The 16,053-nt window shown below is 41.4% G+C and carries 15 protein-coding genes and 1 pseudogene; 10 read left to right on the top strand and 6 right to left on the bottom strand.

All coding sequences use genetic code 11. The annotated features are described in order from the left end of the window. Positions 1-207 precede the first annotated feature (207 nt). From KFT32_RS27590 to KFT32_RS07110, 3 genes are all read left to right on the top strand, one after another. Positions 208-654 carry a LytTR family DNA-binding domain-containing protein gene (locus KFT32_RS27590; RefSeq protein ID WP_211746454.1) on the top strand — a complete coding sequence of 149 codons (447 nt, stop codon included), beginning with the start codon at positions 208-210 and terminating at the stop codon, positions 652-654. 13 nt (positions 655-667) lie between these two features. Next, complete coding sequence (locus KFT32_RS07115; RefSeq protein WP_211746453.1) at positions 668-1,096, top strand: DUF3021 family protein; 429 nt, start codon at positions 668-670, stop codon at positions 1,094-1,096. A gap of 177 nt (positions 1,097-1,273) precedes the next feature. Then, positions 1,274-2,581: an alpha/beta hydrolase family protein gene (locus KFT32_RS07110; RefSeq protein WP_211746452.1), complete on the top strand. Its 1,308-nt coding sequence runs from the start codon at positions 1,274-1,276 to the stop codon at positions 2,579-2,581. Positions 2,582-2,799: 218 nt separating this feature from the next. Here the strand turns inward: KFT32_RS07110 and KFT32_RS07105 are convergent, their stop codons facing one another. Beyond that, the gene (locus KFT32_RS07105) at positions 2,800-4,206 is read right to left on the bottom strand and encodes a glycosyltransferase family 4 protein (RefSeq protein WP_211746451.1); all 1,407 of its coding nucleotides are present in this window, start codon (positions 4,204-4,206) and stop codon (positions 2,800-2,802) included. A gap of 20 nt (positions 4,207-4,226) precedes the next feature. After that, positions 4,227-5,297, bottom strand: a complete 1,071-nt coding sequence (locus KFT32_RS07100; RefSeq protein WP_211746450.1) for a glycosyltransferase family 4 protein — start codon at positions 5,295-5,297, stop codon at positions 4,227-4,229. 204 nt (positions 5,298-5,501) lie between these two features. On the opposite strand from KFT32_RS07100, the gene KFT32_RS07095 reads away from it, so the two are divergent. The 7 genes from KFT32_RS07095 to KFT32_RS07065 all read left to right on the top strand — a co-directional run bounded on the left by KFT32_RS07095 (position 5,502) and on the right by KFT32_RS07065 (position 13,819). Then, the gene (locus tag KFT32_RS07095) at positions 5,502-6,542 is read left to right on the top strand and encodes an ABC transporter ATP-binding protein (protein WP_211746449.1); all 1,041 of its coding nucleotides are present in this window, start codon (positions 5,502-5,504) and stop codon (positions 6,540-6,542) included. Further along, positions 6,539-7,252, top strand: coding sequence for an ABC transporter permease subunit (locus KFT32_RS07090; RefSeq protein WP_211746448.1), 714 nt, complete (start codon positions 6,539-6,541; stop codon positions 7,250-7,252). Before KFT32_RS07095 ends, KFT32_RS07090 begins: the two co-directional genes overlap by 4 nt. Positions 7,253-7,256: 4 nt before the next feature. Continuing rightward, positions 7,257-8,645: a GldG family protein gene (locus KFT32_RS07085; protein ID WP_211746447.1), complete on the top strand. Its 1,389-nt coding sequence runs from the start codon at positions 7,257-7,259 to the stop codon at positions 8,643-8,645. Next, a complete protein-coding gene (locus KFT32_RS07080) occupies positions 8,642-9,601 on the top strand; it encodes a DUF4340 domain-containing protein (protein WP_211746446.1) in 960 nt (319 codons plus the stop codon). Before KFT32_RS07085 ends, KFT32_RS07080 begins: the two co-directional genes overlap by 4 nt. A 163-nt stretch (positions 9,602-9,764) precedes the next feature. After that, entirely contained in the window at positions 9,765-10,601 is an 837-nt protein-coding gene (locus KFT32_RS07075) for a YhcN/YlaJ family sporulation lipoprotein (RefSeq protein ID WP_211746445.1), read from the top strand. A gap of 409 nt (positions 10,602-11,010) precedes the next feature. Then, positions 11,011-12,636, top strand: a complete 1,626-nt coding sequence (locus tag KFT32_RS07070) for a glycoside hydrolase family 13 protein (RefSeq protein WP_211746444.1) — start codon at positions 11,011-11,013, stop codon at positions 12,634-12,636. A 175-nt stretch (positions 12,637-12,811) separates the two neighbouring features. After that, on the top strand, positions 12,812-13,819 hold the full coding sequence (locus tag KFT32_RS07065; RefSeq protein WP_211746443.1) for a LacI family DNA-binding transcriptional regulator: 1,008 nt from the start codon (positions 12,812-12,814) through the stop codon (positions 13,817-13,819). A 46-nt stretch (positions 13,820-13,865) separates the two neighbouring features. Here KFT32_RS07065 and KFT32_RS07060 read toward each other — a convergent pair whose 3' ends face one another. From KFT32_RS07060 to KFT32_RS07050, 4 genes and pseudogenes are all read right to left on the bottom strand, one after another. Next, positions 13,866-14,192 carry a hypothetical protein gene (locus tag KFT32_RS07060; RefSeq protein ID WP_211746442.1) on the bottom strand — a complete coding sequence of 109 codons (327 nt, stop codon included), beginning with the start codon at positions 14,190-14,192 and terminating at the stop codon, positions 13,866-13,868. 411 nt (positions 14,193-14,603) lie between these two features. Continuing rightward, positions 14,604-14,693, bottom strand: a pseudogene (locus KFT32_RS27180) (helix-turn-helix domain-containing protein); the annotation flags it as partial. 176 nt (positions 14,694-14,869) lie between these two features. Continuing rightward, positions 14,870-15,565: a hypothetical protein gene (locus KFT32_RS07055; protein ID WP_211746441.1), complete on the bottom strand. Its 696-nt coding sequence runs from the start codon at positions 15,563-15,565 to the stop codon at positions 14,870-14,872. Then, on the bottom strand, positions 15,555-15,752 hold the full coding sequence (locus tag KFT32_RS07050) for a hypothetical protein (RefSeq protein WP_211746440.1): 198 nt from the start codon (positions 15,750-15,752) through the stop codon (positions 15,555-15,557). Before KFT32_RS07050 ends, KFT32_RS07055 begins: the two co-directional genes overlap by 11 nt. Positions 15,753-16,053: the final 301 nt, after the last annotated feature.

Genomic DNA, 16,053 nt, shown 5'->3' with positions numbered 1-16,053 from the left:
ATCTTTCAAGGCTAATTTGATGATAAAATACTTTGAAATCTAGATTGATGCTGTTGACACTTCGAATATTTGTATCTCTGAAAGGAAGTTGTCATATTATCAATGATTGATTTAAAAACGATTAAAGGAAACATTCGGAAGCTTACGCGTTTTCGTTGTATGCTTCACGTTATAAACGTTAACAAGTTTTAATTCGAATTTTCGAGGGTGATTTTTATCAAAATTTTCATCGAAGTAATAGACCATACAGAAGAAGAGGAGGTCCGCATCAGGTGTCACCAAGTAGACGAAGAAATACATGAGCTCGTTAATAAAATAAAAACCGAAACGCTCATTATACTTGGTTATCATGAGGATAAGATCAGCCGCATCAAAATTAGTGATATTTATTATTTTGAAGCTGTTGACGGAAAAGTGTTTGCGTATTGTAAGAATAACGTTCATGAAGTCAAACAAAAGCTTTATGAACTGGAGGAACTTTGCAAAGAGAAATATTGTTTTCGCGCCTCCAAATCCACCATTCTAAATATAGCTAAGATTTCCAGTATTCATCCGTCGATTAGCGGCCGTTTTCAAGCGTTATTGGATAACGGGGAGAAGGTAGTCATATCACGGCAGTATGTGCCAATGCTTAAACACATACTCGGATTATAAAAGGGGGACCTATATGAAGTATTCCGAGCTCATTAAAGAAATGATTAGAGATTTCTTAATTATATTCGCCTCCATCATTATAATCATCACTATTTTGCGGCAAATCTATGCTCCAGATGCAAATTTCGAATTAAAGACGATTTTTACAATTATGGCTTTCTCTTTTCTGGGTGCTTTGACTGGAATCATTTTATATACTCCGCATGCGATTAGCGAGAATAAAATGCGTTTCCGAGTGATTTTTCATTTCTTTTTTCTGGAAGCCCTTTTAATTTCTCTAAGTATCATATTGAATCTCGTATACAGCACATTCGATATAATATTATTGGCTTTGGAAATTGCAGCAGTATACGCTATCGTTCGCCTACTGACGTATAAGAATGACAAAAAGGAAGCTCAAAAGATCAATGAAAGACTAAAAACCTTTAAAAACGAGGTTTAGAAAACATACACAAACTTCTCCTAAATAAAGTCGTATTCGCAGCGTAAGTGCACTTGATTGCGTTGTTTTTACAACTTATTGGCTCTCAGCTACAGCTTATCGTTTATGCGTATACACCTGCTCGGTCATTTATTATGATGAACTCATAAAAAGTGGGAGAAGGAGCAGATAAGTCTTATGGAGATTTTAATACTTGTTGTTACGTTGGTCTTTGAGCTGGCAATTGCCGTTTATTCCATTGCAACCAAGCAAAGCCGCAGCAAGATAAAGAGTTGGACGAGAATCGCAATGTTTATAGGATTTATGATGCTGATCTTGGGGAAAGTTGTTGTATGGGACTTCACTTGGGGTTTGTTTCAAGGCTTGCTCTTTATATTAGCGTTCAAGGAAATCGTTGCTCTACTGCGCAAACAAACACACACTCCGCGATACAAAGCATTCTCTACGATATGGAAATTCCTTTTGTTAGCACTGACCGTTGTCGTTACCCTTGTTCCTGTTTTACTTTTTCCACAGCATAGGCTGCCGCAAGTGACAGGTCCGTATGCAGTGGCGACCGCCACTTACAGCTATGTGGACAAGAATCGTATTGAAGAATTTACGGATCAGGGAGACAATCGGTTTGTTAACGTGGAATTTTGGTATCCTGAACAGGCAGATGGAACATATCCTTTACTTGTATTCTCCCATGGATCATTCGGTATTAAAGCAAGCAACACTTCTACCTTTACTGAACTTGCGAGCCACGGTTATGTCGTCGTTTCGATTGACCATCCCTATCATTCTTTTTATACCGTTTCTGAGGATGGAAAGGTCGTGACGGTTAATCCCGAGTTCATGCAAGAAGTCAACGATGCAAATAAAGAAGGGGTTTATTCGCTTGGTGAGTTTTTCGAGCTTACTCAAAAATGGATGAAATTGCGAACGGATGATATGGATTTTGTCATCGATACGATTTTGGAACAAGCCGGGCAAAAAAAAGATTCTGCATATGAACGCATTGATACACAGAAAATAGGCGTGTTCGGTCATTCTATGGGGGGTGCGGCAAGCGTAGCACTGAGCAGAGAACGCGATGACATTGACGCCGTAGTAAATATAGATGCTCCGTTCTTTAGCGAGCTTTTGTATGATAAAGTTACAAACGAATTAACTGCAAAATCCGAAGCTTATACCATCCCGCTTTTTAATATTTATTCGGATGATGTGTGGATACAGCTCGACAACGCTTCTTCGTATATCGCGAATAGAATTTCTAATAAAAATTTTAAAGGTGCATACACCGTTTATTTTAAAGGCGCAAAACATTTAAGTTTAACCGATCTACCTTTATTCTCACCTATATTGGCAAACCTGCTGCAAGGAGGCAGAACAGCAAGTATCGATAAATATTATGCGATTGAAACTCAAAATGAACTTATCCTTCGTTTTTTTGACTATGCTCTAAAGAATCAAGGTCAGTTTGCTCCAAAAGCGACGTATTGAGTATCCAGTTCCGCATGCAGGAAGAAGAATCTGTAAATTGCAACTTAGTGTAACCGATCCACAATGTATTTTGCGTGTGAACAGAGCTTGGGTCATTTGGTGAAATAATCGCTTTTAAGGTAGATAGGAAAAATTGAGCTAACGAGAAACGTTATTCAAAGAAAAGCGACGATAATCAAATGAAGAGAAGCACGTAGACTGTATAGAATGCTTTTATATTACTCTATTTCTTTCAGCACCTTTGGATCGGGTAATAGATAATCCGCAGGAAGTTTACTCTGCAAATCTGCCAACAGTTCTGATGAAATGGATAGATGATGTAGAGGGGGAAGCGGCGATGCATCCATGGCGTTATTTCTACTATTTTTTATATCAGCTGGGCCATCGTGCTTCACCATTCTCCACTGATCAATATACTTCTGATAGACAGATAACGTATCTTCCGCCTGTCGTTCCAGTGAACGATATTCACGCGCCCAGGTACGTGCTGCTGCTCCGACACGAGTTCTTACATTATCATGCGTGAGCAGGTAGTCAAGTTTGTGAGCGAGAGCGGCTGCATCCGAAGGAGGAACGACATATCCGGTCTGCCCCTCTTGCACCATATCCGGCATTCCGGCTGCATCCGTTACAATGACCGGAACACCCGCAAGCTGAGCTTCCGTAACAGAGAAAGGCTGGGTGTCCTGCAAACTCGGCTGTACATAGATGTGAACATTCTTAAGGAACGAAGGTACATTATCAACCATCCCCCAGAATACGACGTGCTCAGAAACTCCTTTATGAACCGTATGTTCTCTATATAACTCCCCCATACTTCCCTGGCCAGCAATCCAAATGACAAAATCATTCCTGCGTTGTTTTAGAAGCCCAGCAGCTTCAAGCAGAACATGGATCCCTTTGATGTATTCCAAGCGCCCAGTAAAAGCGATTACTTTTTTGGCTGGAGGAGGCGTATAAGAAGTAACTTCGGCAGCCCGCTGATCATATCGTTTCAGATCCACAGCATAAGGAATAAGGTCAAAGTGAACCGGAGATGCGTGAAACTGCACCATCAGCTGCTGAATCCAGTTGGAAGAAACAATGAATCCATCGGAAGCAGCGATGCCGAGTTGTTCCATCGTTTTATAATATTTCCCTAACGGGTCAAGTAGGTAATCTTCTTTACGCGTACGAGGATTCATCTGCAGTTCATCCAAAAATCCTTCCAAATGCAGTGACCCATGATAACTCGTGACAAGCGGAATCGACCTCTTCATCACACGCGAAATAGAATATGCGCTAATGGGGTCTTGGGCATGAATCAGGTCGTATGATTCGGTTCCAAGGTAGGCAATCCCTAGCTCGTAGGCATATCGATTAAGTTCTAAGTAGGCTAGATAGGGGTCTGTATGCAGTGCCGGAACATGGTCAGCAGAGAGAGTCGATCGGAGGGCGGGTAGAACTGCTTTTTTCTCGAACAACCATCCTTTCTTTAAAATATAGACGGTCTCCTGCTGCATATCGGTACCGATGACATCGACTTCGATTCCATGCGCAAGAAGCCACTCCGAGAGTTGGCGGATGTACGTCCAGATCCCGCCGAGGTTTTGCAGTCCCCAAAAGGTTGCCATCAGTATTTTCATAAAGGCATTTCTCCTTTTTTCTAGAAAATAGCCAAGGCGTTCATCATCTGACGGAAAGAATGGGCGTAAGCACCCGGGGAAAAATGGGACACAAGATGCTCACGGCCTGCCTTCTGAATCTGTGTCCTTAGCGTTTTATTATTCATGAGTTCTAGTGCTTCGTAGGCTGCTTGCTCCACCTGACCGAGCGGATAAAATTTACCAGTCTGGTTATGTGTGATAAATGCTCTCACCCCATCCGAATCAGTACTTACAACGGGGCATCCACAACTAATAGCCTCGGCTACAGCGTATCCGAATCCTTCCATAATGGACGTAGAGATCATGACACCACCGGACCTGGCAACCATGGAGTAGTACATCGGCATTTTGGAATTGGGAATGTTGCTGAAAATACCGATTTTGTCCTCCAGATCGAGTATTTTTAAAGTTTCGTAAAACTGTTGCTCATCCGCTGTAACCGCAAGCGTGGGATCATGAAAAAACCATAATTTCGTGTCCGGTTTTTCCTGAATAATACGGTGTCCAATGTTGAGAAACTCCCGCCAATTTTTGTTGTATTCAAGACGCCCAACCCAAATTAAAGCTGGATAGGGAGGAATATCCGTTTCGAGCGGGGCAAAACTTGTTGTATCGAGCATTCCCGTAATAATAAAGCGATGCATAAAGGGGCACATGTCCATAAAAAGCTGATGCAAATGTAATGTTGGAGGAATTAGAACCGCATCTGCATAAGCTTGCAGGTAGGGGATTGCCATTTCGATCGTTTCAACCGCTGCTTCTCTTGTGCCGAGGCCCTGTGCTTCAAAGATGATTTTTCCTTTGTAATGAAGAAAAACGCGAAGCCGTTCTAACATATTGATGTCTGAGGTGGAGATGACGGCATCGTATTGTTGTTGTTCCAAAAGGAGCCTGATCTCCTCATTATCGGAAGTTGTGAATACCGTACCCGTATTGTTCTGAAGGCCGGTCCCAGGCATGAGATATAAGGTATGGGCTTCGATGCCATGATTGTTTAAGGCTGCACAACGTAGTCGATTCAACGTCTCTACACCACCGCTCGCAATAAAAAAGGTGAAAAGTACTTTCAAGACATACCCCTCCCGTTAATTCTTATACGATAAGGTACGTATAACACGGATGAGCGGTGTGGGTGGGTGGACAGTAGTTCACAGTTTAGACACAATATTTTAAGGATTCTTTTACCTTCATTTAAGAATCGTTTATTGTTACAAGGATATGCTGGGAATAACCGTCAATGAACGGAGAAGAGAAAGCAGAAAGGATGAAGTCTTTTGCTGAAGTTAGATCATGTAAGCAAAACTTACAACGGCCAAAGAGGCGTTCAGAACTTGGATTTTTCTATGGAACGCGGAGAGATCGTTGGTTTTCTGGGCCCAAACGGAGCGGGGAAAACGACAACCATGCGAATGATTACAGGCTATTTACGCCCGACCGAAGGCAAAATACTTTTGGATGGAATGTCTGTTCATGAGCAGGGGAGGAAAGTTCGTTCTCGCATCGGATATTTGCCGGAGACTCCGCCGTTATATCCTGACATGTCGGTCCTGTCTTACTTAAAATTTGTAGCGAAATTGCGAGATGTGCCAGCAAGAGAGCAGAAAAAAAGAGTCGATGAAATGGTAAGCAGGCTCGGACTTATTGGACGAGAACATCAGATGATACGGAGCTTATCGAAAGGATATAAACAGCGGACGGGCCTGGCAGGCGCCATTATCCACAAGCCGGATTTATTAATTCTTGATGAACCAACGTCCGGACTTGATCCCAATCAGATTATGGAAATTAGAGATTTAATTAAAGAATTAGGAGAAAATCATACCGTATTGTTAAGTACACATATCTTGCCCGAAGTAAGTACCTTATGCAATCGGGTTCTAATTATTAATCAGGGAGAACTTGTGCTTGATGGAGCGCCTGCTTCGATTGGAAGTTCAATGGAGAATTCTTTCCAAGTTCAAGTTACGGTAAAAGGAGAAGCTGATCATGTACTGCCGATCCTTACCTCATGGGGAAATACTCAGGAGCACCCCATTTCGCTAGGTTTACAAAATGAATCGGACGGAACGCTGAAGCTGGAATTTACTACACCTTCCCGATATGACTATAGAGAGGCTCTTTTTAACAAGCTTGCTTCAGAGAATATTCCTATCCTGGAAATGAAAAAACAGGACCAATCCTTAGAAGAAGTATTCCAAAAGCTAACGATGTCCGAAAAAGAAAGTTCCGTAGAACTTCCTAAGGAAGTCGTAGCATTAGATTCAACAGATGCGAAATCACCAGAAGCGTTAGAAGAAGGGAGCGAGCAGAAGTGAAACGGATGATGGCCATTTTCTATAAAGAACTTCAATCCTATTTTCTTGCTCCGACCACGTATTTTGCCTTTGCGGTTTATGTATTGTTGTCGAGCTTTTTGTTCTTTATGAGTTTCGTCTACTATCAGCCCAGTATAGTGGATTATAGGCTTGTCCTGGGAGATACCCTTTCATTACTCATCTACATTGTACCTCTGCTGACCATGCGTCTGATTGCAGAAGAGTTCAAGCAAGGTACAGACGAGCTCTTAATGACGTCACCAACGAGTGTAACCGAAATTGTGTTTGGGAAGTATCTAGCGTCTTTAGTCATTTTACTGCTTCTCATCCTATGCAGTTTAACCTATCCGCTCATTATGTCCCTCTATGGTGATATTAATGAAACGACCGTTTGGTTATCTGCTTTAGGCTTGTTTTTACTTGGGGCATCCATGATGGCGATTGGGTTATTTGCCTCCTCTTTATCTCAACATCAGATGGTATCCGCAGTAGCTGGATTCATTATTTTGTTTGTACTGTGGATGATGGACTCTTTTACAGGAAGCGACAGTGCCATAACCGCTTGGCTTGAGCCCTTTTCCTTATCTAATCGATTCATGAATTTCACGAAGGGCGTTATAAGTGGGCCTGATGTGATTTTCTATCTTACATTAGCCGGTGTTTTCCTGACGCTCAGTATTCAGGGCATTGAGCGGAAACGGTGGAGGTAAGAAAATGAAAAAATGGCTCAATCATACGAATAGTGGTGTAATTTCAGTCGCTGTCATCGGTATTTTTATCCTGTTCACTTTCTTTATGAATTCACTCGGTGGATTTCAGCTTGATCTAACAGCAGGGAAACAAAATACATTATCAGAACAAACGAAAGATGCGATTAAAGACGTAAAAGCAGATACCCGGATATTGGTGTTTACGGTAAACAGTTCGAGCGACGAGTTGTTAAACCGGGAAGTAACAGACTTGGTTGACGAATACAGTAAGTTAAATAATAAGCTGAAAGTGGAAAAATACAATCTTGAATCCGAACCTCTACTCGCCCAGCAATACGGTCTGACTTCAAGTTCTATCGTGATTTTACAAGAGGACAAGCAGCAGATCGTGTCCATGATTGATTTATTCTCGTCTGGTGAAAGCGAAGGTTCCTATTTGTTTTCTGGTGAAGAGAAGTTAACACAGGCACTATTGTCACTTTCTTCTGATGAAAAGCACAAGGTAGCGGTGTTAACGGGGCATGGAGAACTCGGACTATCCGCAGCAACGACGCTGCAAAGTTCACTCAATCAGAGCAACATCGAGACAAGCGAAATCTCTCTTGCAGAAGGAACTGCTGTCCCTGAAGATACAGATGTCCTGGCTATTTTAGGTCCACAGGCAGATCTGACCGATGCGGAGCTATCGCAGGTTCAGACCTATATGAGTAACGGAGGCAAGCTGCTGCTTACTCTTGGTTTTCATGAAGAGATGGCAAGTCAGTGGAAGAATATAGATACGCTGATGAAACAATACGGTGTTACAAATGAACATGCCATCATGGTGGATAAGGAGCAGTCTACGACGTACGGCCCTTTATGGTCCATGCCTGAACTTGAATCACATGCAGTGACTGAAAAATTAATTCAGAACAATCTTCAGCCTGTCTTCAGCTTATCCCTTGGACTCAACACGGAGAAGCAAGACAAGTGGACCGTAACTCCAATTCTACAATCCTCAGATACGAGTTATGGGGAAACGAATATTACAGCGCTTTTGGAGAATGAAACGAATAATGATACCGCTGAAGATCTCCAAGGACCGGTCGATCTCGGATATGCCGTAGATACAGCGGATGGCAAACCCAAAGCCGTTATTTTGGGAGCGACCACCTTTTTACAAGATTCGGAAATTGTGAGTGGAGGTAACAAGGATTTTGCGCTGAATACAATCAATTATTTGGCCGAAAAAGAAAATGGTTTAACCATTCGCCCGAGAGAACAGGCAGGTTATGAGCTGGCTTACTTAACCCAGTCTCAAGGCTCGGCAATTTTCCTTGTTGCTGTGGTAGTAATGCCGCTTATTTTTGTAGCCATTGGCATTATTTTATGGTGGAGGCGCAGAAAGAAATGAAAAAGTTTATTCCGACGATTGTATTGTTAGTCTTGCTGGCCGGAGGGTGGGCATTCGCTCACTCCCAAAATTATTTTCAGGAACAGGCTGACGAACCGGAAAAGCTGATGGGCACCGAAGTGATTGATTCCGCATCGATTACCAAGTTTCGAATTGTGAATGGTGATGAGACTACGGAGCTAACGAAACAGGATAGTCAGTGGGTAATGACTGCTCCTGAGTCGTACCCTGTTAACACCTATGCTGTGGATGAATGGCTGAACACCATATCAAGTGCGAACTTGGTTACAGTCGTCGAAGAGAATCCGACAGATCTTGAGAAATATGGTCTATCTCCAGAGGACAAAGGAATTACAATTACGACGCAGGATGGTGGGACAGTCCAGCTCGCACTTGGTAATAATCTTCCCAACGGAGATAATGTTTACGCCCAAATTGGGGGAGGGCAAGTTGTAAGTATTTCCGAGACTACGGCAACGAGTCTTCTTTTATCCCCGCTGCAGTTAATGGACACCACTCCATTTGAGTGGGATAACGATCAGCTCGTATCTCTCGAATGGGAAAGCAGCGATATTTCATGGGTGTTGAAACGTAAAGAGGAACAAGAGGGAGAAACTACGGCTTGGACCTTGAATGGTAAAAGTGTGGAACTTACAGATGCGGATTCACTGATGAATCAGTTGAAGACGATTGCTACCGATCAAGTGCTGCAAAAACCAGCGCAAGGTAAAATCTCTTTCACTGTGACCGCCGAACTTAAAGACGGAACGACACGTGTGTATCAAGGGCTAACAGATTCTTCACAGCAAGGTATGTTCTATGTAAAAACAGGACAGGATTCCTCGCTGGCTTATATCATTCCGGAAGAATCGCTGGATAAGGTATTAGACACAGCCAAAGGTTTATTGGATGAATCAGCTGCTGAAAAAGAAACAAAAAGCGATACAAATGAGTAAAACATGATTAAAACTTTAACCCGAAGACAGTCACTTTCCAGAAGTGGCATATCTTCGGGTTTTTCTATGGGTATGTTCCAAATCCTTTCAGCATAAGGGGTAAGCGCTTCGCGCATGATAACGAAGTGCCATAACAACTTATAATTGAAGCGGAGGATGAAACATGCCAGGAATGAGAAAAACCAAAGTCGTTACTCTTTCTTTATCAACAGCAATTCTTATGATGTCAGCCCTCACAGGTTGTGGAACAACAACTACAGACCATGGCGTGAAGACGAAAAGTGTCCGTAATTATTCTACGGAAATGAACCGTGCCGATCGTTATGGAATCAACTATGGCATGAATGGAATTAATCCAGATAGAGCCAGTGTGCACCGCACAACAAACCTTTCCGCCAGCAACCAACTATCAAAGGCTGTATCGGAAATGAACGGAGTGGGAAAAGCCCATGTTCTTCTTACTGATCACAACGCTTATGTTGCGGTTTCGCTCAAAGAGGGCGTCCAAGCTCAAAGCACAAGACATCATAACCGTAATCAAATGAATCAAAATTTAGGAAGCCTTGGTGTCAATGATGTAGGAACAAGAGCTCCTTATACTACAAGCGGTATTGCGCCAGGACTTCGCTCAAACAGCTATTCCCAAAGCAATATGGTGGGAGACAATGCGAATGGTCCACGCGGAGCAGGCGGGATTTTTAACCCGAATAGCGTTCGCATGAAGAGCACAAAAGGACCAGGTACGTATAGCAAAATGAACGATACCTTGGCTGAAGAAAAAGTAACAGATGAAATGAAACAAAAAATCGCGAAAAAAATCAAACAAATGGATCCGAAAATTAAAAATGTATATGTTTCAGCAAACCCAGATTTCGTACAGCGTGCTGAAGGATATGCAACCGATCTGACGAATGGTAAACCAATCAGCGGTGTCGTAGGAGAGTTCCAAATCATGATGGACCGGATCTTCCCAACGAAAGAAACAACAAACCATAAATAACCATAACCCCTTCTACCAGGGAGAGAAGTAACTTAAGCTATTATGGATTTATATCATAAAAAGACTTATGGGGATTTAGATAAGAGGCGTTGTCCATTAGGACAGCGCCTTTATTTCTTCATAAATGTAACCGTTGACAAAAATGATGAATAGACTTACACTTCGATTATTAATTAAACGTTTACGTTTAAACAAATCCACTTTCTCTAAGACATAGATTCGTCTTACAATTGCTTATTTGATCCTGATTACATATCATTTCGGTTATGGGAAGGATACAAGAAGGGGACACGTCCGAATGTCTTAAGAAAGATAAGGATTCATTTCATTCTAATTTCTTCTCATTTATTTATCATATTTACGTAAACGTTTACTTCTTGTGTTTATTCCATTTTAGGGAGTGAGTAGTTTGGAATCAAAATGGTGGCATACGGCTGTGATCTATCAGATTTATCCCCGCAGTTTTCAAGACAGTAATCACGATGGGGTAGGAGATATTCCAGGTATTATTCAGCGTTTGGATTATTTAGCGAAGTTAGGCATTACCGCAATTTGGCTTAGCCCAGTGTATCAATCACCAAATGATGATAACGGTTACGATATTAGTGATTATCAGGCGATTATGACTGAATTTGGGTCCATGGATGATATGGATGAACTTATAGAGCAGGCGGAACAACGAGGAATTAAAATTCTAATGGATTTGGTCGTTAATCATACTTCAGATGAGCATAAGTGGTTCATAGAATCTCGTCAAAATAAAGACAATCCTTACCGCGACTATTATGTGTGGAGAGATCCAGTGGATGGCAAAGAGCCTAACAATCTTCGTTCTACTTTTAGTGGATCGGCTTGGGAATATGACGAACCAAGTGGGCAGTATTATTTGCATCTTTTCAGCAAAAAGCAGCCAGATCTGAATTGGGAGAATGCGCAGGTTAGACAAGAAGTATGGGACATGATGAATTTCTGGCTAGAAAAAGGAGTCGGCGGATTCCGAATGGATGTTATTGATCTCGTTGGTAAAATTCCAGATGAGGGCATTACGGGAAACGGTCCTAAATTACATGAATACCTGCAAGAAATGAACCGCGAAACGTTTGGCAACTATGACGTATTAACGGTCGGAGAAACATGGGGCGCGACACCGGAGATTGCGAAATTATACTCTGATCCCAAACGAAACGAACTGTCGATGGTTTTTCAGTTTGAACATGTGGGTCTCGATCAGCAGCCGGGAAAAGAGAAATGGGACCTCAAACCACTGGATGTGAGTGAACTAAAAACGGTACTGAGCAAATGGCAGACCGCACTCGGTAACGAAGGGTGGAACAGTCTGTTCTGGAATAACCACGATTTGCCAAGAATCGTATCGCGGTGGGGCAATGATAAGGAGTATCGTGTCCAAAGTGCGAAGATGTTCGCAATCCTGTTGCACCTTATGAAAGGCACTCCATACATCTATCAGGGAGAAGAAATCGGGATGACGAACTATCCAGTACAGGATATTGAACAAGTTGAAGATATTGAAAGCAGAAATATGTACGAAGAGCGTTTAGCCAGTGGTTATAGCAAGGAAGAAATCATTGCTTCTATTAATGCCAAAGGCAGAGATAATGCCAGAACTCCGATGCAATGGAGTCGTGAGAAACATGGTGGTTTTACATTTGGTACGCCATGGCTCCATGTAAACCCGAACTATCAGGAGATTAATGCGGAAGCGGAACTCGCAAATCCAGATTCCATCTTTTATTGCTACCAGAAGCTGATTCAGCTTAGAAGAGATAACCCGATTGTCGTATGGGGAGATTTTGAAAAGGTTGAACATGTCCCAGATCAGGTCTTTGTGTACTTACGTCACTATGAAGGCGAGACCTGGGCCGTTGCTGCGAATATTGGAGAAGAAAAAGCAGAACTGAGATTGCCGGAGCTAAGTCAAAAAAGGGAATTAATCATTAGCAATTATGAGCGCCAATCCTTTGATTTTGCACATCTTATCCTGAATCCTTATGAAGCTTTTGCTGTGAAGTTATAGGATCAGAAGTAGAAAAAAAGTCGAAGCGTAACGTCTTTCTTTTTACTATAGAGGTAATCTCCAAAAAGCATTTTGTAGAGGGAAGCTACGAGGATTTGACAGAGTACACCTGCTTCAATATGCTTACATTAAACGTTTGCATAAAGGAATTACCCTAAGATAAAGAAGGTACGTTATGAATCCTCCTACAATAAAAGATGTAGCCAAAGCGGCGAATGTTTCCGTTGCTACCGTTTCTCGGGTACTGCATAATTTATCTGGGTATTCCGAGAAAACTAAGAAAAAAGTATTAGATACGATAGAGGAGCTTGGTTATCAGCCTAATGCAATTGCAAGGGGACTGGTGAACAAAAGAACGCAGACCATCGGGGTTCTTTTTCCCAATGTGTCTAGCAGCTTCTCATCCGAACTGCTTCACGGGATTGAAGAAGTGGCGCATGAGCAGGAATTCAGTATCATCGTTTGCAATACGGTTGCAGACGGTATTCGTACGATGAAATATCTACAGGTTCTTCGTGAGAAGCAGGTAGATGGCATTATTTTTACGAGTGAGTTACTAAGAGATGAATATTATCGCATCATAGAAGAGATGAAAATTCCAGTCGTTCTTGTGAATACCTATTCTCAGAAATACCAGATTCCATATGTAAAAACAGATGATCGGCAAGCGGCTTATCAGGCCACCGATTATCTTATACAGAAGGGCCATCGTGACATCGCCATGATTGCGGGGACAAAATCGGACATCATCGCGGGTATTCCTAGGGTGGAAGGATATAAGCAAGCCCTCACCGATAATCACATTGACATTGATGAGTCCAAAATCGTCTATGGTGACTTTCAGCTCCAAAGCGGCAGGGATGCCATGGAAACGTTGCTTGCAAACGAAACAAGGATCACCGCTGTATTTGCAGCCAGTGATGAGATGGCCATTGGGGCTATGGGGGTTGCGTACGAGAAAGGAATCAAGATTCCAGAGGAATTGTCCATTATGGGATACGATGATCTTAGTCTAGCTCAGATGGTTTATCCACCACTGACGACTGTTCATCAACCACTGAAAGAGATGGGGCGGATCGCTACAGAAAACCTGATCAAACTGATCATCGGTAAAGAGCGTGTTTCGAGTAACATTGTTACCCATCACATCGTGGAAAGAAAAAGTGTCACGGAAAAAGCCTAGATATCTAGGCTTTTTTTGTTGACTTAACAATTAAGAACCTATTGTCTCACAAAGTGAATATCCTTGAAGGGATCTCGCCATCAGAGTAATAGCGGACTGTTTTTCCCGTTTCTTTTGCATACAGAATCTCTTTTCTTGTGCTGTTTCCTATGTAGCCATCCACATCAATAACGAATATTTCATCAGACATATCAATTTTCTTAAAATGTAGCTCTCCGAGTAATTCAGCTTGTTCTTCTGTAATTTCAAATCCATCACTTTGCTCATAAAAGGCAACACTAATGACAATGTTACCTTGAAGGGTTAGAAATGCATTGGTCTGCTCGAATTGTTCTTTGAATTTTGTTGAACCACATAAGGTAATGATTCGCATTACTATTCCCCTCTCGGTTGATATGTAATTTATTCTTTCATTCGTTTGTATTTCCTTTTAGAAAATAAAATGATCCTGGGATTCAGTTTAATCCCTATATCAAAAAATCTTAAAGCCTCGTTGCAAAACGAATTGCAACGAGACCTAACTCCTCGCAACCAAATACGGGAGAAGACGATTTCTGACGTAACTTAACCTAGGGAATAAGGTGATTTCGAGATCGGAGCGAAGAGCCCGAAATAACCGTTTCCCTACCACATCAACTTCTCCTTCCGCTATCACTCAATCCCTATGTACATACATAGTCAGCCACAAGTCGCGTCCCTCTATATTCACAGTAAAAGCCCTCTTCTTTCATCCCGTAGGATCAACGAAGAGGGCTATGACGAAATTCAAGAAAACGCTTTTTCGTCAGATTTTTAATTCTCCTAGCTTGATTAATTCCACTACCGCTTGCGAACGACCCTTAACATTGAGTTTCTGCATCACATTTGTGATATATTTTCAAGCACACAAAGAAAAAACGCTGATTCTACAGGGGGTTTTCATGAATTCTAAAACTACAGTATGAGGTGAATGGTAATGGAGAACTGGAGCGTATTAAACTTCTTAGAGATTAAATAATAAAACAAAGGCACTGGCGTAATGATAAATCGCACGAGTGCCCTCCCTTTGTTTTATAACGATTTGCGACTTTTTTTAATTCTTTTATAAGTTTGAGATCTTTCTTTTATGTGGTCCTTAATTATGGAATATATCTCTTCGGATTTTTCTTGATGCTCATCTACCATTTCCTCAAATTTATCTAAACCCTTTAGTCTTATTGCTCCGTCGAGGTCCTTGTTATAAATCTTGTACGCTTGCATAAATTTAACTTTGTTTTTTAATTTCTGTATGAGTTCGAATTCGACATTACCATACAGTTTATCGAAACTTCCCTCTAAAGTTTTGATGAATTTAACAATCACTAAACCTTTAGTTTGTATTATGTAAGTTCTTTTTTCATTTTCATTTACAAACTCACCATTAGCCATCCTATATTGTTCTAACGCTATTTCCGTAGAAAGATAGATATTAGATATAAAAGTAAGCTTATCAGAAAGTTCGACTAGCTCTTTCATCTCCAGATCATACCCAGTTATAAAACTGTCCCTTCTTTCCTCAAGTAAAGTTCTCTTAACTCCAAACCAAGTTATTGATCCTCCGATAATAGCTCCTGCAAAAGAAAGCACATCCCAACCTTCTGGCAACTTCGGATATATCACTGTCAAAAAACTAATTAGAATACAGGCTAAGCAAAGATTACCAATCCACATAAGTACACTTGTTTGAATCTTAGAACTAAGGAAAGTTGCTTTGATCTTATTTCGCATACTTAAAGGTACACTCTCCTTTAATGTATGATTTACCTTTAATAATTACTGTCTTCTCCGCGATCTCTTCAATTACTCCACTATTTACTAATTCATTAGATTTAAAAACCAATACTGGTTCATTTTCTAGTTTAGCTGTATGGAGATGTATTCCTGAAGAGAGTTCCTTCATAAAACGACCAGGCACAAATCTCAACTCCCCAAATTAGAATATAATTCCTTTCGGCATATTTTTACATATTAATTAGTGCATTGAAAGTGTTTTAAAAATCTTTTTACATTTATTTAAAATACCTATAAACCATTAGGTTTCTGATAGGTTATATTTATAGCATAGGAAATAAAGAGAACAGCACCCGACACTCTCATATACCTGTTTGACGGTGGCAGGCAATAAGCCAAGCAGCACCAGTTAGCTCCTCGCCATAAGACCTGCAGGGAGCCGCAAGGGTAGAACAAGCGGGATGCTGTTTCTTTATGTCCTTTAT

The organism is Paenibacillus sp. Marseille-Q4541 (assembly GCF_018310695.1).
Lineage (GTDB): Bacteria > Bacillota > Bacilli > Paenibacillales > Paenibacillaceae > Paenibacillus.
This window is presented reverse-complemented; position numbering and strand designations above follow the sequence as displayed.